18 protein-coding genes are annotated in these 23,230 nt (G+C 57.0%); 14 read left to right on the top strand and 4 right to left on the bottom strand.

Going from position 1 to position 23,230, the window contains the following annotated elements; all coding sequences use genetic code 11:
• Window positions 1-172 precede the first annotated feature (172 nt).
• From metA to aceK, 4 genes are all read left to right on the top strand, one after another.
• Complete coding sequence (gene metA / locus OSH03_RS20030; protein ID WP_151413575.1) at window positions 173-1,102, top strand: homoserine O-acetyltransferase MetA; 930 nt, start codon at window positions 173-175, stop codon at window positions 1,100-1,102.
• Window positions 1,103-1,373: 271 nt separating this feature from the next.
• Window positions 1,374-2,975: a malate synthase A gene (gene aceB / locus OSH03_RS20025; RefSeq protein ID WP_266179904.1), complete on the top strand. Its 1,602-nt coding sequence runs from the start codon at window positions 1,374-1,376 to the stop codon at window positions 2,973-2,975.
• A 31-nt stretch (window positions 2,976-3,006) separates the two neighbouring features.
• Window positions 3,007-4,311 (top strand): isocitrate lyase, encoded by a 1,305-nt coding sequence (aceA, locus tag OSH03_RS20020; protein WP_045328956.1) that lies wholly within the window; start codon window positions 3,007-3,009, stop codon window positions 4,309-4,311.
• Window positions 4,312-4,416: 105 nt separating this feature from the next.
• Complete coding sequence (gene aceK / locus OSH03_RS20015) at window positions 4,417-6,180, top strand: bifunctional isocitrate dehydrogenase kinase/phosphatase (RefSeq protein ID WP_266179903.1); 1,764 nt, start codon at window positions 4,417-4,419, stop codon at window positions 6,178-6,180.
• On the opposite strand, the gene iclR is transcribed toward aceK, so the two are convergent.
• On the bottom strand, window positions 6,134-6,961 hold the full coding sequence (gene iclR, locus OSH03_RS20010) for a glyoxylate bypass operon transcriptional repressor IclR (RefSeq protein WP_072201792.1): 828 nt from the start codon (window positions 6,959-6,961) through the stop codon (window positions 6,134-6,136). The genes aceK and iclR overlap by 47 nt on opposite strands.
• A 193-nt stretch (window positions 6,962-7,154) precedes the next feature.
• Here iclR and metH point away from each other — a divergent pair, with 193 nt between their 5' ends.
• The 5 genes from metH to rluF all read left to right on the top strand — a co-directional run bounded on the left by metH (window position 7,155) and on the right by rluF (window position 14,216).
• Entirely contained in the window at window positions 7,155-10,838 is a 3,684-nt protein-coding gene (gene metH / locus OSH03_RS20005) for a methionine synthase (RefSeq protein ID WP_253540329.1), read from the top strand.
• 113 nt (window positions 10,839-10,951) lie between these two features.
• A complete protein-coding gene (locus OSH03_RS20000; RefSeq protein ID WP_266179902.1) occupies window positions 10,952-12,583 on the top strand; it encodes a Na/Pi cotransporter family protein in 1,632 nt (543 codons plus the stop codon).
• Window positions 12,584-12,678: 95 nt separating this feature from the next.
• Window positions 12,679-12,972 (top strand): type II toxin-antitoxin system CcdA family antitoxin, encoded by a 294-nt coding sequence (locus tag OSH03_RS19995; RefSeq protein WP_266179901.1) that lies wholly within the window; start codon window positions 12,679-12,681, stop codon window positions 12,970-12,972.
• Complete coding sequence (locus OSH03_RS19990; RefSeq protein WP_119916527.1) at window positions 12,972-13,289, top strand: CcdB family protein; 318 nt, start codon at window positions 12,972-12,974, stop codon at window positions 13,287-13,289. The genes OSH03_RS19995 and OSH03_RS19990 overlap by 1 nt, the downstream gene beginning before the upstream one ends.
• A 54-nt stretch (window positions 13,290-13,343) precedes the next feature.
• A complete protein-coding gene (rluF, locus tag OSH03_RS19985) occupies window positions 13,344-14,216 on the top strand; it encodes a 23S rRNA pseudouridine(2604) synthase RluF (protein WP_151413581.1) in 873 nt (290 codons plus the stop codon).
• On the opposite strand, the gene OSH03_RS19980 is transcribed toward rluF, so the two are convergent.
• From OSH03_RS19980 to lysC, 3 genes are all read right to left on the bottom strand, one after another.
• Window positions 14,217-14,489 (bottom strand): YjbD family protein, encoded by a 273-nt coding sequence (locus tag OSH03_RS19980; protein WP_266179899.1) that lies wholly within the window; start codon window positions 14,487-14,489, stop codon window positions 14,217-14,219. It lies immediately after the preceding gene.
• Between the two features lie 50 nt (window positions 14,490-14,539).
• Window positions 14,540-15,484 carry a ketopantoate/pantoate/pantothenate transporter PanS gene (gene panS, locus OSH03_RS19975; RefSeq protein ID WP_266179898.1) on the bottom strand — a complete coding sequence of 315 codons (945 nt, stop codon included), beginning with the start codon at window positions 15,482-15,484 and terminating at the stop codon, window positions 14,540-14,542.
• Between the two features lie 93 nt (window positions 15,485-15,577).
• A complete protein-coding gene (gene lysC / locus OSH03_RS19970; RefSeq protein WP_041911575.1) occupies window positions 15,578-16,927 on the bottom strand; it encodes a lysine-sensitive aspartokinase 3 in 1,350 nt (449 codons plus the stop codon).
• Between the two features lie 374 nt (window positions 16,928-17,301).
• On the opposite strand from lysC, the gene pgi reads away from it, so the two are divergent.
• The 5 genes from pgi to OSH03_RS19945 all read left to right on the top strand — a co-directional run bounded on the left by pgi (window position 17,302) and on the right by OSH03_RS19945 (window position 23,092).
• A complete protein-coding gene (gene pgi, locus OSH03_RS19965; RefSeq protein ID WP_061099586.1) occupies window positions 17,302-18,951 on the top strand; it encodes a glucose-6-phosphate isomerase in 1,650 nt (549 codons plus the stop codon).
• Between the two features lie 366 nt (window positions 18,952-19,317).
• Window positions 19,318-19,560 (top strand): exopolysaccharide production protein YjbE, encoded by a 243-nt coding sequence (gene yjbE, locus OSH03_RS19960; RefSeq protein WP_013095034.1) that lies wholly within the window; start codon window positions 19,318-19,320, stop codon window positions 19,558-19,560.
• A 63-nt stretch (window positions 19,561-19,623) separates the two neighbouring features.
• A complete protein-coding gene (locus tag OSH03_RS19955) occupies window positions 19,624-20,262 on the top strand; it encodes a YjbF family lipoprotein (RefSeq protein WP_061099585.1) in 639 nt (212 codons plus the stop codon).
• Window positions 20,259-20,999, top strand: a complete 741-nt coding sequence (locus tag OSH03_RS19950; RefSeq protein WP_266179897.1) for a capsule biosynthesis GfcC family protein — start codon at window positions 20,259-20,261, stop codon at window positions 20,997-20,999. Before OSH03_RS19955 ends, OSH03_RS19950 begins: the two co-directional genes overlap by 4 nt.
• The gene (locus OSH03_RS19945) at window positions 20,996-23,092 is read left to right on the top strand and encodes a YjbH domain-containing protein (RefSeq protein ID WP_222567680.1); all 2,097 of its coding nucleotides are present in this window, start codon (window positions 20,996-20,998) and stop codon (window positions 23,090-23,092) included. The genes OSH03_RS19950 and OSH03_RS19945 overlap by 4 nt, the downstream gene beginning before the upstream one ends.
• The last annotated feature ends 138 nt before the right edge of the window (window positions 23,093-23,230 follow it).

Raw genomic sequence — 23,230 nt, 5'->3', positions numbered from 1 at the left:
AATTAAGAAGAACCCCGTACCGAAAGGTGCGGGGTTTTTTGCTTTTGTTTTCTCCCTCTCCCTGAAACTTTCTCACCTTCGACTTGCAGGCTCGACATTCATACCATTTCTGGGTATCGTTAGCTGTCTGGATGTCTAAACGTTTATACGTATACTGTGAGGAAGTAAGGTTATGCCGATTCGGGTGCAGGACGAGCTACCAGCCGTCAATTTCTTACGTGAAGAGAACGTCTTCGTGATGACGGCTTCACGCGCGACAGGTCAGGAAATTCGCCCGCTGAAGGTACTCATCCTCAACCTGATGCCGAAAAAGATCGAAACGGAGAATCAGTTCCTGCGTCTGCTGTCGAACTCACCGCTGCAGGTGGATATTCAGCTGCTGCGAATCGATGCCCGTGAGTCACGTAACACGCCCTCTGAGCATCTGAATAACTTCTACTGTAACTTCGAAGATATTCAGGGGGAAAACTTCGACGGACTGATTGTGACCGGCGCGCCGCTCGGTCTGGTTGAATTTAACGATGTCGCCTACTGGCCGCAGATCAAACAGGTGCTGGAGTGGGCAAAGGATCACGTCACGTCAACGCTGTTTGTCTGTTGGGCGGTACAGGCCGCACTCAACATTCTCTACGGTATTCCCAAGCAAACCCGCACTGAAAAGCTCTCCGGCGTATACGAACACCACATTCTTCATCCACACGCGCTGCTGACGCGCGGGTTTGACGACTCCTTCCTGGCCCCGCATTCTCGCTACGCCGATTTCCCGGCCCAGCTGATTCGTGATTACACCGATCTGGAGATCCTGGCTGAAACGGAAGACGGGGATGCCTACCTGTTTGCCAGCAAGGATAAACGCATTGCTTTTGTGACCGGGCATCCTGAGTACGATCCGCATACCCTCGCGTCAGAGTATTTCCGTGATGTCGAGGCGGGTCTCAATCCGGATGTGCCGTACAACTATTTCCCGAAAGACGATCCGCAAAACAAACCGAGAGCGACCTGGCGCAGCCACGGCAATTTGCTTTTCACTAACTGGCTCAACTATTACGTCTACCAGATTACGCCGTACGATCTTCGCCACATGAATCCGACACTGGAGTAATCTTCTGCATTAAACGATCCTAAAGCGTTTCAGCTATTCAGATAAGGCACCTTCGGGTGCCTTTTTTTATTTCCGAAATTCCATTCAACACCCAATAAAACTTTAATCTCATAATAATCAAAAAGTTAACTGAACATATTAAATAAAATGGAAATTGTTTTTGATTTTGGAAAAATTATAGATAGTCTTAATTCTGCTGAGCGAAAACTACACAACGATCTTTCGTTCGCATTGGGGGCGTGATTTTGGATCTTTGATGAGGAGCAGAAAGATGACTCAACAGGCAACAACGGTCGATGAGCTGACCTTTACCCAGCCGTATGGCGAGCAAGAGCAGCAAATTTTGACGGCGGAAGCGGTAGAATTTCTGACTGAACTGGTGACCCGCTTTACGCCGCAGCGTAATAAGCTGCTGGCGGCACGCATTCATCAGCAGCAGGAAATTGATGACGGCAAGTTGCCTGGATTTATTTCGGAAACCGCTTCCATTCGTCGTGGCGAGTGGAAAATCCGCGGCATCCCTGAAGATTTACAGGATCGTCGCGTTGAGATCACCGGTCCGGTCGAGCGCAAGATGGTGATCAACGCCATGAACGCGAACGTTAAAGTCTTTATGGCCGATTTTGAAGACTCGCTGGCCCCGGACTGGAACAAAGTTATCGACGGGCAGATCAACCTGCGCGATGCCGTGAACGGTACCATCAGCTATACCAACGAAGCCGGGAAAATCTACCAGCTCAAACCGAATCAGGCGGTTCTGATCTGTCGCGTACGCGGTCTGCACCTGCCTGAAAAACATGTCACATGGCGTGGGGAAGCCATTCCGGGCAGCCTGTTTGATTTCGCACTCTATTTCTTCCACAACTACAAGAACCTGCTGGCAAAAGGTAGCGGCCCCTATTTCTATCTGCCAAAAACGCAGGCCTGGCAGGAAGCCGCCTGGTGGAGTGAAGTATTCAGCTACGCGGAAGATCGCTTTGACCTGCCGCGCGGCACCATCAAGGCCACGCTGCTGATTGAAACGCTGCCCGCCGTGTTCCAGATGAATGAAATTTTGCATGCCCTGCGCGACCACGTTGTCGGGCTGAACTGCGGACGCTGGGACTATATCTTCAGCTACATCAAAACCCTGAAAAATTATCCCGACCGCGTGCTGCCGGATCGCCAGGTCGTGACCATGGATAAACCGTTTCTGAGCGCCTACTCGCGTCTGCTGATTAAAACCTGCCACAAGCGCGGTGCCTTTGCGATGGGCGGCATGGCGGCCTTTATCCCGAGCAAAGACGCGGAGCGCAACAATCAGGTGCTCAATAAGGTGAAAGCCGATAAAGAGCTTGAAGCCCGCAACGGTCACGACGGCACGTGGATTGCTCACCCGGGCCTGGCCGATACGGCGATGGAGGTCTTCAACCGCGTTCTCGGCGATAACAAAAACCAGCTGTTTGTCACGCGCGAAGAAGATGCCCCAACGGCTGAAGAACAGCTGCTGGCTCCTTGCGCTGGTGAGCGTACGGAAGAGGGCATGCGCGCCAATATCCGCGTCGCGGTCCAGTACATCGAAGCGTGGATCTCCGGCAACGGCTGCGTGCCTATCTACGGCCTGATGGAAGATGCCGCTACGGCGGAAATTTCGCGCACCTCTATCTGGCAGTGGATCCACCATCAAAAAACGCTCAGCAACGGCAAGCCGGTGACAAAAGCGCTGTTCCGCCAGATGCTGGCCGAAGAGATGCGGGTGATCCAGGACGAGCTGGGTGAACACCGCTTCAGCAGCGGACGTTTTGACGACGCTGCGCGCCTGATGGAGCAAATCACCACCTCAGATGACTTAATCGACTTCCTGACCCTGCCGGGCTACCGCTTCCTGGCGTAACTCACCACATAACAATATGGAGCATCTGCACATGAAAACCCGTACCCAACAAATCGAAGAATTAAAGAAAGAGTGGACTCAACCGCGCTGGGAAGGCATCCGCCGTCCTTACAGCGCGGAGGAAGTGGTGAAATTACGCGGCTCGGTCAACCCGGAATGCACGCTGGCGCAAAACGGTGCGGCGAAAATGTGGAAGCTGCTGCACGGTGGTTCCAAAAAGGGCTATATCAACAGCCTCGGCGCGCTGACAGGCGGTCAGGCACTGCAGCAGGCAAAGGCCGGCATTGAAGCCATCTACCTTTCCGGCTGGCAGGTCGCGGCGGACGCCAACCTGGCCTCCAGCATGTACCCGGATCAGTCGCTCTATCCGGCTAACTCCGTGCCGTCGGTCGTGGATCGGATCAACAACACCTTCCGCCGCGCGGATCAGATCCAGTGGGCCGCCGGTATCGAACCTGACGATCCGCGCTTTATTGACTACTTCCTGCCTATCGTCGCGGATGCGGAAGCGGGCTTCGGCGGCGTGCTGAACGCCTTCGAGCTGATGAAATCGATGATTGAGGCCGGTGCAGCGGCCGTTCACTTCGAAGACCAGCTGGCGTCAGTGAAGAAGTGCGGACACATGGGCGGTAAAGTGCTGGTTCCAACGCAGGAAGCCGTGCAGAAGCTGGTTGCCGCGCGTCTGGCTGCTGACGTGCTCGGCGTGCCGACGCTGGTGATTGCCCGTACCGATGCGGACGCGGCGGACCTGATCACCTCTGACTGTGACCCGTACGACAGCGAATTCATTACCGGCGAGCGCACCAGTGAAGGCTTCTACCGCACCCATGCCGGCATTGAACAGGCGATCAGCCGCGGCCTGGCGTACGCGCCTTACGCGGACCTGGTCTGGTGTGAAACCTCCACGCCGGACCTGGCGCTGGCAAAACGGTTTGCAGATGCCATCCACGCGAAATACCCGGGCAAGCTGCTGGCCTACAACTGCTCGCCGTCCTTCAACTGGCAGAAAAAGCTGGATGACAAAACCATCGCCAGCTTCCAGCAGCAGCTGTCCGACATGGGCTACAAATACCAGTTCATTACCCTGGCGGGCATCCACAGCATGTGGTTCAACATGTTCGATCTTGCGCACGCCTACGCGCAGGGTGAGGGCATGAAGCACTACGTTGAGAAGGTCCAGCAGCCGGAATTTGCGGCGGGCAAAGACGGCTACACCTTCGTGTCTCACCAGCAGGAAGTGGGAACCGGCTACTTCGACAATGTGACCACGATTATTCAGGGCGGCACCTCCTCCGTCACCGCCTTAACGGGTTCAACCGAAGAAGCACAGTTCTAATTTTTTCCCCCTCACCCCGGCCCTCTCCCCGAAGGGGCGAGGGGGAAAACAGATTCGTACCAGACCGTTCCCCCTCCCCTTTGGGGTGAGGGGTAAGGGGAATATATGTCGCGTGGCCTGGAATTACTGATTGCCCAAACTATTTTGCAGGGCTTCGATGCCCAGTATGGCCGTTTTCTGGAAGTGACATCCGGCGCGCAGCAGCGCTTCGAGCATGCAGACTGGCATGCGGTTCAGCAGGCCATGAAGCAGCGTATTCATCTCTACGACCACCATGTGGGTCTGGTGGTGGAGCAGCTGCGCTGTATTACCGACGGTAAAAGCCCGGACGCGGAATTTTTACTGCGCGTGAAAGAGCATTACACCCATCTGTTACCCGACTACCCGCGCTTCGAGATTGCGGAGAGCTTTTTCAACTCCGTCTATTGCCGGTTATTTGACCACCGCTCATTATCTCCTGAGCGGTTATTTATCTTCAGCTCCCAGCCCGAGCGACGCTTTCGCACCATTCCGCGTCCGCTGGCGAAGGATTTCTTTCCCGATAGCGGATGGGACAAGCTCCTGCACCGCGTATTAACCGATTTGCCGCTGCGCCTGCCCTGGGAGAATAAAGTCCGGGATATCGGCTATATCCACGCGCATCTCAATGAAACCTTCGGCGCTGAGGGGCTCAGCCAAAGCCATTTGCAGGTTGCCAACGAGCTTTTCTACCGCAATAAGGCCGCCTGGCTGGTGGGAAAACTGGTTACGCCGACGGCCATCGTGCCGTTTCTGTTACCGATCCATCGAACCGACGACGGGGAACTGTTTGTTGATACCTGCCTGACTACCAGCGCCGAGGCCAGCATCGTGTTTGGCTTCGCCCGCTCCTATTTCATGGTGTACGCCCCGCTGCCTGCCGCCCTGGTGGAGTGGCTGCGCGAGATCCTGCCGGGCAAAACCACCGCCGAGCTGTATATGGCGATTGGCTGCCAGAAGCACGCCAAAACGGAAAGCTACCGGGAATACCTGCGCTATGTCACCACCGCCGATGAGCAGTTTATCGAGGCGCCCGGCATTCGCGGCATGGTGATGCTGGTCTTCACGCTGCCGGGCTTCGACCGGGTCTTTAAGGTGATAAAAGACAGATTCGCGCCGCAGAAAGAGATGACCGCCGCGCACGTCCGCGCCTGCTATCAGCTGGTTAAAGAGCACGACCGCGTCGGGCGCATGGCGGATACCCAGGAGTTCGAAAACTTTGTGCTGGATAAACAGCAGATCGACCCGGCGCTCATGGCGCTTTTAATGCAGGAAGCGCCTGCCAAAATCACCGATCTTGGCGACAAAATAGCAATTAGCCATCTCTATATTGAACGCCGCATGGTGCCGCTGAATATCTGGCTGGAGCAGTCAGACGGTCAGGCTTTACGAGACGCCATTGAGGAGTACGGTAACGCGATTCGCCAGCTTGCCGCCGCCAATATCTTCCCTGGCGATATGCTGTTTAAAAACTTCGGCGTCACCCGTCACGGGCGGGTGGTGTTCTACGACTACGACGAAATTTGCTACATGACCGAGGTGAACTTCCGCGATATCCCGCCGCCCCGCTACCCGGAAGATGAGCTCTCCAGCGAGCCGTGGTACAGCGTTTCGCCGGGGGACGTGTTTCCGGAGGAGTTTCGCCACTGGCTGTGTGCCGACCCGCGCATCGGCCCGCTATTTGAAGAGATGCATGCCGATCTGTTCCGCGCCAGCTACTGGCGCGGGCTGCAAACGCGGATCAAAAACGGGCACGTGGAAGATGTGTACGCTTACCGCCGCAAGCAGCGGTTTTGTGTGCGGTTTAACGAATCCCACCATACGCCAGCGTCACCTCTTTCGCGGCCTTAATCACCAGCGCGCCCAGCTCGGTCACCCGGTCGTCGGTCATGCGTGAAATTGGCCCGGAGATGGAGATCGCGGCAAACGGCTCGCGGTGCTCGTCAAAAATGCAGGACGCCAGGCAGCGCAGGCCCAGCGCATGTTCCTCGTCATCAAACGAATAGCCGCGCTTGCGGGTTAACGCCAGATCTTCTTTCAGATGCACCGGCGACACCAGCGTGGCGTGGGTGTAGGCGTGCAGCCCTTTTCGGTGCAGCAGCCCCGTCACCTGCTCTTCGCTCAGCTGCGAGAGAAACGCTTTCCCCGCCCCGGAGGCGTGCATCGGCAGCTTGCCGCCAATCGGCGCGGACATGCGCATCAGCTGCGTGCACTGCACCTGGTCGATGATAATCGCCTGGTGGTCGCTCTGGTCCAGCACCGCCAGGTTCACCGTCTCGCCGGACTCCTCCATCAGTTTGCGTAGAATAGGGTGCACAATCGCCAGCAGGTTACGGCTCTGCAGGAAGCTGCTGCCCACGATAAACGCGTGCGCGCCCACCGCCCAGTGCCCCAGCTCGCCTACCTGGCGAACAAAGCCCAGCTGCTGCATGGTGGTCAACAGGCGGTGCGTAGTGGAGTTCGGCAGGCCAGCCTGCTGAGCCAGCTCCGTCAGGGCCACGCTGCCGTGCGACTCGGCTATCCACTCCAGCAGCTTCAGACCGCGCGTCAGGGATTGAACCTGTCCGCCGGGTTGTGCGGCGGCGGTGGCGGCAGGTTTTCTGCCGCGTTTGGCGGGAACGGTCGCGACCATGACGATCTCCTTTTTCTGTATCGTGGAAATCATTTTCGTTTTATTTGGTGAATTTGCAACCGCTTTCCTGACTGATCGGAGGAGTGATGGTGAACATGTCTCATGTTACCGCGGTGTGACTTTTCCACCCTGCGAGATTGTGCCAGTATGGAACGCAGCCTTTTGGCCTTGTTGAGCGTTGTCGGGAGCAAGTGTGAGCAGCAAAGTAGAGCAACTGCGTGCGCAGTTAAATGAACGAATTCTGGTGCTGGACGGCGGCATGGGCACCATGATCCAGGGCTATCGCCTGAGTGAAGACGATTTCCGCGGCGAGCGCTTCGCCGACTGGCCCTGCGACCTGAAAGGCAACAACGACCTGCTGGTGCTCAGCAAGCCGTCCGTCATTAAGGATATCCACAACGCCTACTTCGAAGCGGGTGCGGATATCGTTGAAACCAACACCTTCAACTCGACAACCATCGCCATGGCGGATTACCAGATGGAATCCCTGTCGGCGGAAATCAACTTTGAAGCGGCCAAACTCGCCCGCGCCTGTGCCGACGAGTGGACAGCCCGCACGCCGGACAAGCCGCGCTACGTTGCCGGGGTGCTGGGCCCGACGAACCGCACCGCGTCGATTTCGCCGGACGTCAACGACCCGGCGTTTCGCAATATCACCTTCGATCAGCTGGTCGCGGCCTACCGTGAATCGACCAAAGCGCTGGTGGAAGGCGGTTCCGACCTGATCCTGATTGAAACCGTCTTCGACACCCTCAACGCCAAGGCCGCGATTTACGCGGTGAAAGAGGAGTTCGAGGCGCTGGGCGTTGAGCTGCCTGTCATGATTTCCGGCACCATCACCGACGCCTCCGGCCGCACCCTGTCCGGCCAGACCACCGAAGCGTTTTATAACTCCCTGCGCCACGCTGAAGCGCTCTCCTTCGGTCTGAACTGCGCGCTGGGGCCGGACGAACTGCGCCAGTACGTGCAGGAACTTTCGCGCATCGCCGAATGCTACGTTACCGCGCACCCGAACGCCGGTCTGCCGAACGCGTTTGGTGAATACGATCTGGATGCTGACACCATGGCGGCGCAAATCCGCGAGTGGGCCGAGTCAGGCTTCCTGAACATCGTCGGCGGCTGCTGCGGCACCACGCCGGAGCACATCGCCGCCATGAGCAACGCCGTGGCCGGGCTTCCGCCGCGCAAGCTGCCAGAGCTGCCTGTTGCCTGCCGACTCTCCGGCCTTGAGCCGTTGACCATCGGCGACGACAGCCTGTTTGTGAACGTGGGTGAGCGTACAAACGTTACCGGCTCCGCAAAGTTCAAGCGCCTGATCAAAGAAGAGAAGTACAGCGAGGCGCTTGACGTTGCCCGCCAGCAGGTGGAAAACGGCGCGCAGATTATCGATATCAACATGGACGAGGGGATGCTTGACGCCGAAGCGGCGATGGTGCGTTTCCTCAACCTGATTGCCGGTGAGCCGGACATTGCCCGCGTGCCGATCATGATTGACTCCTCCAAGTGGGAAGTTATCGAAAAAGGGCTGAAGTGCATTCAGGGCAAAGGCATCGTTAACTCCATCTCGATGAAAGAGGGCGTGGATATCTTTATCCACCACGCGAAGATGGTGCGCCGCTACGGTGCCGCCGTGGTGGTGATGGCCTTCGATGAAGTGGGCCAGGCGGATACCCGCGAGCGTAAAATCGAGATTTGCCGCCGCGCGTACAAGATTTTGACCGAAGAGGTGGGCTTCCCGCCGGAAGACATCATCTTCGACCCGAACATCTTCGCCGTCGCGACCGGCATCGAAGAGCACAACAACTACGCCCAGGACTTTATCGGCGCGTGTGAAGACATCAAGCGCGAGCTGCCGCATGCGCTGATCTCCGGCGGCGTGTCGAACGTCTCGTTCTCGTTCCGCGGCAACGACCCGGTGCGTGAAGCGATCCACGCCGTGTTCCTCTACTACGCCATCCGCAACGGGATGGACATGGGGATCGTTAACGCCGGCCAGCTGGCAATTTATGACGATCTCCCTGCCGAGCTGCGTGACGCCGTCGAGGACGTGATCCTTAACCGCCGTGACGACGCCACCGAGCGCATGCTGGACCTGGCGGAGAAATACCGCGGCAGCAAAGCGGATGAGTCGGCCAACGTTCAGCAGGCCGAGTGGCGTTCCTGGGACGTGAAAAAGCGTCTGGAATACTCGCTGGTAAAAGGCATTACCGAGTTCATTGAGCAGGATACAGAGGAAGCGCGCCAGCAGGCAGCCCGCCCGATTGAGGTGATTGAAGGCCCGCTGATGGACGGCATGAACGTGGTCGGCGATCTGTTCGGCGAAGGTAAGATGTTCCTGCCGCAGGTGGTGAAATCCGCTCGCGTGATGAAGCAGGCCGTTGCGTATCTGGAACCGTTTATCGAGGCCAGCAAAGAGAAAGGCTCCAGCAACGGCAAGATGGTCATCGCCACCGTGAAGGGCGACGTGCACGACATCGGCAAGAATATCGTCGGCGTGGTGCTGCAGTGTAATAACTACGAGATTATTGACCTCGGCGTGATGGTCCCGGCGGATAAAATCCTCAAGACCGCGCGCGAAGTGAACGCCGACCTGATCGGCCTCTCCGGGCTGATTACTCCGTCGCTGGACGAGATGGTCAACGTGGCTAAGGAGATGGAGCGTCAGGGCTTCACCATTCCGCTGCTGATTGGCGGGGCGACCACCTCGAAAGCGCACACGGCGGTGAAGATCGAGCAGAACTACAGCGGCCCGACGGTCTACGTGCAGAACGCCTCGCGCACGGTGGGCGTGGTATCCGCTCTGCTCTCCGAGACTCAGCGCGACGATTTTGTGGCGCGCACCCGTCAGGAGTATGAAACCGTCCGCATCCAGCACGGCCGTAAGAAACCGCGCACCCCGCCAGTTTCACTTCAGGCTGCGCGCGACAACGATCTGGCCTTTGACTGGTCCAGCTATACGCCGCCTGTCGCGCACCGTCTGGGCGTGCAGGACGTGACGGCCAGCATCGAAACGCTGCGTAACTACATCGACTGGACGCCGTTCTTTATGACCTGGTCGCTGGCGGGCAAATACCCGCGCATCCTAGAGGATGAGGTGGTAGGCGAGGAGGCGAAGCGCCTGTTTAAAGACGCCAACGATATGCTGGACACGCTGAGTGCAGAGAAAACCCTCAACCCGCGCGGCGTAGTGGGGCTGTTCCCGGCGAACCGCGTGGGTGACGACGTGGAAATCTACCGCGATGAAACCCGCACCCACGTGCTGGCGGTGAGCCATCACCTGCGGCAGCAAACAGAAAAAGTGGGGTTTGCCAACTACTGCCTGGCGGATTTCGTTGCGCCGAAGCTGAGCGGTAAGGCCGACTATATCGGTGCCTTTGCGGTTACCGGCGGTCTGGAAGAAGACGCCCTGGCGGACGCGTTCGAAGCGCAGCACGATGATTACAATAAAATCATGGTGAAAGCGATTGCCGACCGCCTGGCTGAAGCCTTCGCCGAGTACCTCCACGAGCGCGTGCGCAAGGTGTACTGGGGCTACGCGGCGAATGAGAACCTCAGCAACGAGGAGCTGATCCGCGAAAATTACCAGGGTATTCGTCCGGCGCCGGGCTATCCGGCCTGTCCGGAACATACCGAAAAAGGCACCATCTGGAAACTGCTGGACGTGGAAGCGCATACCGGCATGAAGCTCACCGAGTCGTTCGCCATGTGGCCGGGCGCGTCCGTGTCGGGCTGGTACTTTAGCCATCCGGACAGCAAGTACTTCGCCGTGGCGCAGCTGCAGCGCGATCAGATCGAAGATTACGCCCTGCGCAAAGGCATGAGCGTGTCAGAGGTCGAGCGCTGGCTGGCGCCGAATTTAGGCTACGACGCGGACTAACGTCACTTTTCCTTACAACAAACAGGGCACCTCAACGGTGCCCTGTCTCTTTCTTACGTTTAAACCCTTATACTCAATCATAAAATCTATAACGATAAGGAGAACCCACTTCCGTGCTGACGTTGTTACATTTGCTTTCGGCAGTCGCACTGCTCGTATGGGGCACCCATATTGTCCGCACCGGCGTGATGCGCGTGTTTGGCGCGCGCTTACGTACCGTTCTCAGCAGCAGCGTTGAGAAGAAGCCGCTCGCCTTCTGTGCGGGCATCGGCGTGACGGCGCTGGTGCAAAGCAGCAATGCCACCACCATGCTCGTCACCTCGTTTGTGGCGCAGGATCTTGTCGCGCTCGCCCCGGCGCTGGTGATCGTGCTGGGTGCCGACGTCGGCACCGCGCTGATGGCGCGTATCCTGACGTTCGATCTCTCATGGCTGTCGCCGCTGCTGATTTTCATCGGCGTGATCTTTTTCCTTGGCCGCAAGCAGACCCGGGCCGGGCAGCTTGGCCGCGTGGGCATTGGCCTCGGACTGATTCTGCTGGCGCTGGAGCTGATTGTGCAGGCGGTGACGCCTATTACCGAGGCCAACGGCGTGCAGGTCATCTTCGCCTCGCTGACCGGTGACATTATGCTGGATGCGCTGATCGGGGCAGTATTTGCCATCATCAGCTACTCCAGCCTGGCCGCCGTGCTGCTGACGGCCACGCTCACCGCCGCGGGCGCGATCTCCTTCCCGGTGGCGCTGTGTCTGGTGATCGGCGCTAACCTCGGCTCTGGCCTTCTGGCGATGCTCAACAACAGCGCGGCCAATGCCGCTGCCCGCCGCGTGGCGCTGGGGAGCCTGCTGTTTAAGCTGGTGGGCAGCCTGATTATTCTGCCGTTTGTCCATCCGCTGGCGAACCTGATGGACAACCTCCCGCTGCCGAAAGCGGAGCTGGTGATCTACTTCCACGTCTTCTACAACCTGGTGCGCTGTCTGGCTATGGTGCCGTTTGCCGCGCCGATGGCCCGCTTCTGCGAGCGTCTAATCCGTGATGAACCGGAGCTGGACGCGCGCCTTAAGCCGAAGCATCTGGATACTTCCGTGCTGGACACACCGGCGCTGGCTATCGCCAACGCCGCCCGCGAAACGCTGCGCATGGGCGATGCGATGGAAACCATGCTTGAAGGCCTGCAGAAGGTGATGCACGGCGAGCCGCGCGAGGAAAAAGAGCTGCGCAGGCTGGCGGACGACATCAACGTGCTGTATACCGCCATCAAGCTCTATCTGGCGCGTATCCCGCAGGACGAACTGGCGGAGGAGGAATCCCGCCGCTGGGCGGAAATCATCGAGATGTCGCTTAACCTTGAGCAGGCCTCGGATATCGTCGAGCGTATGGGCAGCGAGATCGCCGATAAATCGCTGGCCGCGCGACGGGCGTTTTCTGTTGAAGGGTTAAAAGAGCTGGAAGCGCTGCACGAACAGCTGGTGAGCAACCTCAAGCTGGCGATGTCGGTCTTCTTCTCCAGCGACGTGCCGAGCGCCCGCCGCCTGCGCCGCAACAAGCATCGTTTCCGCATCCTCAACCGCCGCTACTCTCACGCCCACGTTGAGCGTCTGCACCAGCAGAACGTGCAGAGCATCGAGACCAGCTCCCTGCACCTGGGGCTGCTGGGAGATATGAAACGTCTTAACTCCTTGTTCTGCGCGGTGGCCTATAGCGTGATGGAACAGCCGGATGAAGACGACGAGCGGGACGAGTATTAATCTCTGAAAGCGCCTCGCAAAACTGTTTTGCGAGGCGTGACACCTTATAAAGCAGCATTTACTCTTCAGACCTTACATTTTGAAGGGAATAGAAAATGCTCGTTTATTACGCTACACTTCGTCAATTCATACGCATTCCGATGGGGGTTCTCATGCGCACTACTCCTGGCATTAAAAAATCAGTCAATGTGTCGTTAGCACCAGACATTCTTGAAGAGGCGCGACGGCTTAAACTTAATCTTTCCGCTGTGCTCACGGCTGCACTGCAGGAACAGTTTCGTGCGCATCAGCGCGCAGAGTGGTTAGCAGAAAATAAAGCTTCTATCGAGGCCATTAACCACTGGGTTGATGAAAACGGCTCCTTTAGTGATTTTCAGAGGTCGTTTTGATGGAGCAATATTTTGCTTATGAGAATGAAGGTAGGGGAAAAACTGCCTATCCCTGGCTAATCAATATGCAGCATCCCGTGGCTAATGTGATGAAGCATGTTCTGGTCGCCCCCGCAGTTGAGCTTAGCCACCTGGGAGGCATTCAGCCGCCTGCGAAAGTGTGCCCCGTCGTTGAGATAGCGGGTAAGCCCTGCGTGGTCATGATGCACATGATGGCTGGCATATCGCCAAGAGAGTTAGGTGAGCGTGTTGCCGATCTTACGCAAAACCGGGCTTCATTGCGGGATGCACTCGATTTTTTAATCAACGGTTACTAACACTTTTTTGTCAGCCGCAAGGTAAGGTATATTTCGCCCTTCACAGGAGAAACTATGCTGCCAACTCAATCAACCCGATTAAACAAATACATTAGCGAGAGCGGGATCTGCTCACGTCGCGAGGCGGACCGTTACATTGAACAAGGTAACGTGTTCCTCAACGGCAAACGCGCCACTATCGGTGACCAGGTGGTCCCTGGCGATGTGGTTAAAGTAAATGGTCAGCTCATTGAACCGCGCGATGCAGAAGACCTGGTGTTTATCGCGTTGAATAAACCGGTTGGGATTGTCAGTACCACGGAAGACGGCGAGCGGGACAACATCGTTGATTTCGTGAACCACAGCAGCCGCATCTTCCCAATTGGCCGTCTGGATAAAGACTCTCAGGGGCTGATTTTCCTCACTAACCACGGCGATCTGGTCAACAAAATCCTGCGTGCCGGTAATGACCACGAGAAAGAGTACATTGTGACGGTAAATAAGCCGGTCACGGACGAATTTATTCGCGGCATGGGTGCCGGTGTGCCGATCCTCGGCACCGTCACGAAGAAGTGTAAGGTCAAGAAAGAAGCGCCATTCGCGTTTCGCATTACGCTGGTGCAGGGCCTGAACCGTCAAATCCGCCGCATGTGCGAACACTTCGGCTATGAAGTGACGAAGCTGGAACGCACGCGCATCATGAACGTCAGCCTGTCCGGGATCCCGCTGGGCGAGTGGCGTGACTTAACGGATGACGAGCTGATCGAGCTGTTCAAGCTTATCGAGAACTCGTCGTCAGAAGCGAAGCCGAAGGCCAAAGCAAAACCGAAAACACAGGCGATTAAGCGTCCGGTCGTGAAGGCGCCGCAGGCGGAAGAGAAAGGACGAGGCAAGCCGGGCAACGGAAAACGCTTTACCCAGCCGGGTCGCAAAAAGAAAGGGCGCTGATTAGCGCCTGCCACGGGTTGATGTGTTGGCGGACCAGGAAAAGGTCGCCTCTGCATCCGGCTTATAAGCCTGTTCTTTTTTCAGCTTGCGGGCTTTTTTCGCCGCAGCCTCACGTTGCGCCATCAGCTTATCGATGTACTCTTTTTTAACCTGATTGGTTTCGGCGTTCGTCAGCGTGCGGCCATGCGCGATGCGGGCGCGGTCGAGGAGCGTTTTCAGTTCACGCTGCTCGGCTTCCGTCATGTCTTTCTGGGTCAAACGTGTTGTAGCCATTGCTGAAGCCTCCTGATGGGGAGGCTTCAGTGTAAAGCAAGCCGCGTAAATTAACCCTGCTTCACCGCATCTTTTTTCGTTTGTTCATCAATCGGTTTACCGGACCAGTAGCCCGCCAGAAGCGAGCCGGACAGGTTGTGCCAGACGGAGAACAGCGCGCCCGGCAGGGCCGCCAGCGGCGAGAAGTAGATTTTACCCAGCGCCGCAGCCAGGCCAGAGTTCTGCATGCCCACTTCGATTGCCAGCGTGCGGCAGGTGGACTCGTCAAAGCCAAACAGCTTCCCGCCCCAGTAGCCGCCCAGCAGGCCAATGGTGTTATGCAACACTATCGCGATGATCACTACAAATCCCACGGAGGCAATGTGCGACGCGGAACCAGCCACCACGGCGCTGATGATCGCCAGGATGCAGAGCATCGAAAACGCGGGCAGGTACGGCTCAACCGCTTTCACCACGCGCGGGAAAAGATGGTGAATGACCAGCCCCAGCGCAATCGGGATCACCACGATTTGCAGAATGCTGAGCAGCATGCCCATCACGTCCACCTGAATATGCGCGTCCACGTACAGGCGGGTTAACAGCGGTGTGGCAATCACGCCAACCAGCGTGGATACCGAAGAGATGGTCACGGAGAGCGCCACGTCACCTTTCGCCAGATAGATCATCACGTTAGATGCCGTACCGCTGGCGACACTGCCCACCAGCACCATCCCGGCGGAGAGGTCGGGCGGCATCTTAAAGGCCATCGCCAGCAGCCAGGCCGCGAGCGGCATCACCAGGTAGTGCAGGAAGATCCCTGCGGCCACCGGCGCCGGGCGCGACAGCACGCGTTTAAAATCGTCGATTTTCAGGTGCACGCCCATGCCGAACATAATCAGCATCAGCAGCGTGGTGACCCACGGACCAATACCGGTGAACGTGGTGGGCATGTAATACGCGAGTACGGAGAGCAGCAGCGCCCATAGCGGGAACAGCCGGGTGATAGCGGATAACATAGTGAATTCCTTGCAGTATTGTCGTGTTGTTTAGTTATGAAAAAGCCGGGTCTGTGCCCGGCTTATAGGTATTGTTTATCGTGCTAACGAATTTTATTCAAACAAATTCTGATGAAGTTTCTGCACCACCTGCTCGGCCTGATCGGCAGGGACCAGGAAGCAGAGGTTATAGCTGGAGGCACCGTAGCAGATCATGCGGATGTTGAACGGGTCAAGCACGCCAAACACCTCTTTGCCCACGCCGCAGGCGCGAGACAGCTTGTTACCGATGATGGCCACCAGCGCCAGGTCTTCTTCCACCTCCACGCGGCACAGCTCAGACAGCTCAATCAGCAGCGACTGCGTTAGCAGGGTGTCGCCGGTGGAGGTTGAACCCGTGGTGTCCAGCGTCAGCGCAATGCTCACTTCGGAGGTGGTAATCAAATCTACAGAAATGTTATGGCGCGCGAGGATGCCAAACACTTCCGCCAGGAAACCGCGGGAGTGGAGCATATTATGGCTGTGCAGCGTCACCAGCGTCTGGCGGCGGCGCAGGGCCAGCGCGCGGAACAGCGGCGGGTTCTCGGTTTTCTTGCAGACCAGCGTGCCGCCCGCTTTTGGATCTTTACTGGAGCCAACGAAGACCGGAATATCGCTGCGCACGGCAGGCAGCAGCGTTGCCGGATGCAGCACTTTCGCGCCGAAGGTGGCCATTTCCGCCGCTTCTTCAAATGCGATCACATCAATGCGTTTTGCCGCGGAAACGACGCGCGGATCGGTGGTGTAAATACCCGGCACGTCAGTCCAGATATCCACGCGCGTTGCGTGCAGGGCTTCGCCCAGCAGCGCGGCGGTGTAGTCGCTGCCGCCACGGCCAAGCGTTGTCGTGCGTCCTTTTGCTTCGCTGCCGATAAAGCCCTGGGTGATCACCATGCCTTCTGCCAGGCGCGGCGCCAGCTGCTGGTTGGTGAGCTCGGCCAGCATCTCAACGTCCGGTTCGGCGCGCCCAAAACGATCGCTGGTGCGCATCACTTTACGCACGTCAAACCACTGCGCCTGAACGTTACGCTCGCGCATAATTTCAACGAACAGCAGGGTAGACATCAATTCACCGTGGCTGACCAGTTCATCGGTCAGGGCGGTAGAGGTGGCCAGAGACGCCGCTTCTGCCAGGGTGGTAATATTTTCCAGCAGGCGCTCCACTTCTTCGCGGATCACGTTTGGATTTTGCAGACGTTCAAGAATGTCGAACTGAATTTTGCGCAGTGCATCCAGCTTCACGAAACGTTCTGTCGCTTCCAGTCCTTCAGACAGAGAAACCAGCAGGTTCGTCACGCCGGCGGATGCAGAGAGCACCACCAGGCGGGTATTCGGATCGGCCAGCACCACATCGGCGCTGCGGTTCATGGCATCGTAATCGGCCACACTGGTGCCGCCAAACTTGGCGACCACAAAACTCGTCATAACAACCTCGTGTCAGGGAATGAATAAGCGACCTTGGCACAAGAATGAAACGAAAACAGGTGCAGGCGCAAAATACGGCCCTATAAATAAAATGCGGGGGAGGTCCTGTCAATGCTGGGATTATGCGGATTTTTTATGGGGGGGTACCCCTGAGAAACAGGACTTATAACAGGGCCATATTTTATGCTCCATTTTACCCTGTTTTGGCCGACATTTCGCCGCCCCGGGAGGGCTCTTCAGCAGCTATACTTTTCGGGTCTTTTCACCTGTGTTTGATACAGGCCAGGGCAATGGCATAAAAACCATCACAATTTTTATTTGCAGGCGCTACAATCGACCGCAGTCACAATTCTCAAATCAGAAGAGTATTGCTAATGAAAAACATCAACCCAACGCAGACCGCTGCCTGGCAGGCACTACAGAAACATTTTGATGAAATGAAAGACGTCACCATCGCGGATCTGTTCGCGAAAGATGCCGATCGTTTCACTAAGTTCTCCGCGACCTTCGATGACCTGATGCTGGTGGATTTCTCCAAGAACCGCATTACCGAAGAGACGCTGGCAAAACTGCAGGACCTGGCGAAAGAGACCGAGCTGGCCGACGCCATCAAATCCATGTTCTCCGGCGAGAAGATCAACCGCACCGAAGACCGTGCCGTGCTGCATGTGGCCCTGCGTAACCGTAGCAATACGCCAATCATCGTTGACGGCAAAGATGTGATGCCGGAAGTGAATGCGGTGCTGGAAAAGATGAAAGCTTTCTCCGAAGCGATCATCTCAGGCCAGTGGAAAGGCTACACCGGCAAACCAATTACGGATGTTGTTAACATCGGTATCGGCGGCTCTGACCTCGGTCCGTTCATGGTGACCGAAGCGCTGCGTCCGTATAAAAACCACCTCAACATGCACTTTGTCTCTAACGTCGACGGTACCCACATCGCCGAAGTGCTGAAGAACGTAAACCCGGAAACCACCCTGTTCCTGGTGGCGTCCAAAACCTTCACCACCCAGGAAACCATGACCAACGCCCACAGCGCGCGCGACTGGTTCCTGAAAACCGCGGGCGACAACAAGCACGTGGCGAAACACTTTGCGGCGCTGTCCACCAACGGTAAAGCCGTCAGCGAGTTCGGTATCGACACCGCGAACATGTTCGAGTTCTGGGACTGGGTTGGCGGCCGCTACTCTCTGTGGTCTGCAATCGGTCTGTCCATCATCCTGTCCGTGGGCTTCGACAACTTCGTTGAGCTGCTCTCCGGCGCGCACGCGATGGATAAACACTTCTCCACCACCGCACCAGAGAAAAACCTGCCGGTGCTGCTGGCGCTGATTGGGATCTGGTACAACAACTTCTTCGGCGCTGAAACCGAAGCTATCCTGCCTTACGACCAGTACATGCACCGCTTTGCGGCCTACTTCCAGCAGGGCAACATGGAATCCAACGGTAAGTACGTTGACCGTAACGGCAACGCGGTGGATTACCAGACCGGCCCAATCATTTGGGGCGAGCCGGGCACCAACGGCCAGCACGCGTTCTACCAGCTGATTCACCAGGGCACTAAAATGGTACCGTGCGATTTCATCGCGCCGGCAATCACGCACAACCCGCTGTCCGACCACCATCCGAAGCTGCTGTCCAACTTCTTCGCGCAGACCGAAGCGCTGGCGTTCGGTAAATCCCGTGAGGTGGTAGAGCAGGAATACCGTGACCAGGGTAAAGATCCGGCCACGCTGGACCACGTTGTGCCGTTCAAAGTGTTCGAAGGCAACCGTCCAACCAACTCCATCCTGCTGCGCGAAATCACTCCGTTCAGCCTGGGCGCGCTGATTGCGCTGTACGAGCACAAGATCTTCACTCAGGGCGCTATCCTGAACATCTTCACCTTTGACCAGTGGGGCGTTGAGCTGGGCAAGCAGCTGGCAAACCGCATTCTGCCAGAGCTGGGTGACGATAAAGCGATCGACAGCCACGACAGTTCTACAAACGGTTTGATTAACCGTTATAAAGCATGGCGTGCGTAATTAATATGTCATGAAAAATGCCGGCGATATGCCGGCATTTTTTTATCGGATAATTCCTGATGTCTGTTAGTTAACTCAAATTCTGACTCTGAGTTTAATCTGAAAAAGGCGGTTAACCTGCTAATTGCTGCGGTTTATTTTAAGAAAATACGTAGAAGTAAGATAAAGAGATCATATTATAAATATTTGATTTTGTTTGTTTATTTATTTTGATTTTTTATTTTTCATTTCCTTTTTATCCATTAGTCCGAAAACCATCACCCTATTTCCCCCCACGGTAAACCCTCTGCTGTAGTTGTGTATACTCGATTCCGCCTGAATTTCTTTTCGGGCAAATCTCCATTCATTCATTGAAGGGAAATTGTTATGAAGAAAGTACTGTATGGCATTTTTGCCATATCTGCACTTGCGGCGACGTCTGTCTATGCAGCTCCGGTCCAGGTCGGGGAAGCAGCAGGGTCGGCAGCGACGTCTGCGTCTGCGGGAAGTTCTACCGCAGCCAGCACCAGCACCGTAAGTTCAGCCGTGGGTGTCGCGCTGGCGGCAACCGGTGGCGGTGATGGCTCCAATACCGGAACCACGACCACTACGACAACCAGCACCCAGTAATACCGGGTGTTTTAATCATAACCACACTTCGGTGTGGTTATTTCGCCCCTTCGGAGAAGAGTCGTGAAGCGACCTGCAATCATTCTGATTTGCCTGCTGTTGCAGGCGTGCTCAGCCACCACCAAAGGGCTGGGACATTCACTGTGGGACAGCCTGTTCGGCACGCCGGGCGTACACCTGACCGATGACGAACTTCAGAACATGCCGTACGCCAGCCAGTACATGCAGCTTAATGATGGCCCGCAGCTGTTTGTGGTGCTCGCTTTCGATGAAAACGGGCAGCAGAAATGGGTGACGCAGGATCAGGCCACCATCGTGACGCAGCATGGACGAATAGTGAAAACGCTGCTCGGCGGCGATAACTTGCTCGAGGTGAATAATCTCGCCGAAGATCCGCTCATCAAGCCAAATCAGATCGTCGACGGCGCAAGCTGGACGCGCACGATGGGCTGGACCGAGCACAAGCAGGTGCGCTATGCCACGGCCCGCTCCACCTTCCGCTGGGACGGTACGGACAGCGTGAAGGTCGGCAGCGACGAAACCCAGGTGCGCGTGCTGGATGAGAAGGTGACAACCGACCAGGCCACCTGGCATAACCGCTTCTGGATCGACGAGGAAGGGCAGATCCGTCAGTCCTTGCAGTATCTCGGTGCCGGTTTCTTCCCGGTGAAAACCACCCTGATCAAGGCGGCGAAATCATGAAAATGCTCATCCACGCTGCGCTTCTCGCCAGCCTTGCCGCACCGCTGGCATGGTCCGCAGGAACGGTAAAGGTCTACACGCCGGACAGTGAAAAACCCAAAACCTTAACTAACGCCGAGCATCTTCTCGATCTCGTCGGGCAGCCAAGGCTTGCCAACAGCTGGTGGCCGGGAGCGGTGATCGGCGAGCGTCAGGCGACGGTTAAGGCGGAGCAGGAACACCATGCCCTGCTGGCCCGCCTGACGGGTCTGGCGGAGCAGGAAGACGGCGACGATGCCGCAGCCATTAACAGCGTTCGCCAGCAGCTTCAGGCGCTGAAGGTGACAGGCCGCCAGAAAGTCAATCTTGACCCAGATGAAGTGCGCGTCACGGAAAAGGGCAACCCCACGCTTGAAGGGGAGTACACCCTCTGGCTTCCGGCGAAGCCGACGACGGTGACCGTGATGGGGCTTATCAGCAGCCCCGGTAAAAAGCCCTTTACGCCCGGTCGTGACGTGGCGAGCTATCTCGACGAACAAAGCCTGCTGAGCGGCGCGGATAACAGCTACGCATGGATTATTTATCCAGACGGGCATACGCAAAAAGCGCCGGTGGCGTACTGGAATAAACGCCATATCGAACCCATGCCGGGCAGCATCATTTTTGTCGGTTTTGCCGACCATTTCTGGACGAAGGCATATGACGGGCTTAACGCCGATATCCTTCACTCCCTGACACAGCGGATACCGGAAGAATGAAAAAAACCTATCTCTACAGCATGCTGGCGCTCTGCGTAAGCGCTGCCTGCCATGCAGAAACGTATCCGGCACCTGTTGGCCCGTCTCAGTCAGACTTCGGCGGCGTCGGTTTACTGCAAACGCCCACCGCGCGCATGGCGCGTGAAGGGGAAATTAGCCTGAACTACCGCGATAACGACCAGTATCGCTACTATTCCGCCTCCGTACAGCTTTTCCCGTGGCTCGAAACCACGCTGCGTTACACCGACGTGCGTACGAAACAGTACAGCAGCGTCGACGCCTTCTCCGGCGATCAGACCTACAAAGATAAAGCCTTCGACGTCAAACTCCGCCTGTGGGAAGAGAGCTACTGGATGCCGCAGGTCTCCGTGGGGGCAAAAGATATCGGCGGGACCGGCCTGTTCGACGCGGAATACATCGTGGCCAGCAAGGCCTGGGGACCGTTTGATTTTTCTCTCGGTCTTGGCTGGGGCTATCTCGGCACCAGCGGCAACGTCAAAAACCCGTTCTGTACCTACAGCGACAAATACTGCTACCGCGATAACAGCTATAAGAAAGCGGGGTCCATCAACGGCGACCAGATGTTCCACGGCCCGGCCTCGCTGTTCGGCGGCGTGGAATACCAGACGCCGTGGCAGCCGCTGCGCCTGAAGCTGGAGTACGAAGGGAACGACTACTCCCAGGATTTCGCCGGGAAGATTGAGCAGAAGAGCAAGTTTAACGTCGGCGCCATTTATCGCGTCACCGACTGGGCCGACGTTAACCTCAGCTACGAGCGCGGCAACACGGTGATGTTTGGCTTCACGCTGCGCACTAACTTTAACGACATGCGGCCGCACTACAACGACAACGCGCGGCCTGCCTACCGGCCGGAGCCGCAGGATGCGATTCTGCAGCACTCCGTGGTGGCAAACCAGCTGACGCTGTTGAAATACAATGCCGGCCTGGCCGATCCGAAAATTCAGGTGAAAGGCGATACGCTGTACGTCACCGGCGAGCAGGTGAAATACCGCGACTCGCGGGAAGGGATCGAACGCGCCAACCGGATCGTGATGAACGATCTCCCGGACGGGATCCGCACGATCCGCGTGACGGAGAACCGCCTGAATCTGCCCCAGGTCACAACCGAAACCGATGTCGCCAGCCTTAAGCGCCATCTTGAAGGTGAACCGCTCGGGCATGAAACCGAGCTGGTGCAAAAACGCGTAGAGCCGATCGTGCCGGAAACCACCGAGCAGGGCTGGTATATCGATAAATCGCGCTTTGATTTCCATATCGATCCGGTGCTGAACCAGTCCGTCGGCGGGCCGGAAAACTTCTACATGTATCAGCTGGGTGCGATGGCGACGGCGGATCTGTGGGTCACCGACCACCTGTTGACCACCGGTAGCCTGTTCGGCAACATCGCGAACAACTACGACAAGTTTAACTACACCAACCCGCCAAACGACTCGAAGCTGCCGCGCGTGCGTACCCGCGTGCGTGAATACGTGCAGAACGATGTCTACGTGAATAACCTGCAGGCCAACTACTTCCAGTACTTCGGCAACGGCTTCTACGGCCAGGTTTACGGGGGCTATCTGGAAACTATGTTCGGCGGCGCGGGGGCGGAGGTGCTGTATCGTCCCGTCGACAGCAACTGGGCGTTCGGGATTGATGCCAACTACGTTAAGCAGCGTGACTGGCGCAGCGCGCAGGACATGATGAAGTTCACCGACTACAGCGTCAAAACCGGCCACCTGACCGCCTACTGGACGCCGTCGTTCGCGCAGGACGTGCTGGTGAAAGCCAGCGTCGGCCAGTATCTGGCGGGCGATAAGGGCGGCACGCTGGATATCTCCAAACACTTCGACAGCGGCGTCGTGGTGGGCGGCTACGCCACCATCACCAACGTCTCGCCGGACGAGTACGGGGAAGGGGACTTCACCAAAGGGGTTTACGTGTCGATTCCGCTGGATCTGTTCTCGTCAGGCCCAACCCGCAGCCGCGCGGCCGTGGGCTGGACGCCGCTGACGCGTGACGGCGGCCAGCAGCTTGGGCGTAAGTTCCAGCTGTATGACATGACGAGCGATAAGAACATTAACTTCCGTTAATGTTTGCCCCCTCACCCCGTCCCTCTCCCCAGAGGGGAGAGGGTGAAAACCGCACCGAGCAGTTCCCTCTCCCCTCTGGGGAGAGGGTTAGGGTGAGGGGTAATCCTCTCCGTTGCGCCAAACATAAACAAAAAATAT

It is taken from the genome of Enterobacter nematophilus (genome assembly GCF_026344075.1).
In the GTDB taxonomy this organism is placed as follows: domain Bacteria; phylum Pseudomonadota; class Gammaproteobacteria; order Enterobacterales; family Enterobacteriaceae; genus Enterobacter; species Enterobacter nematophilus.
The sequence above is the reverse complement of the archived record's forward strand: the minus strand, read 5'-3'. Positions and strand labels throughout refer to the sequence as shown.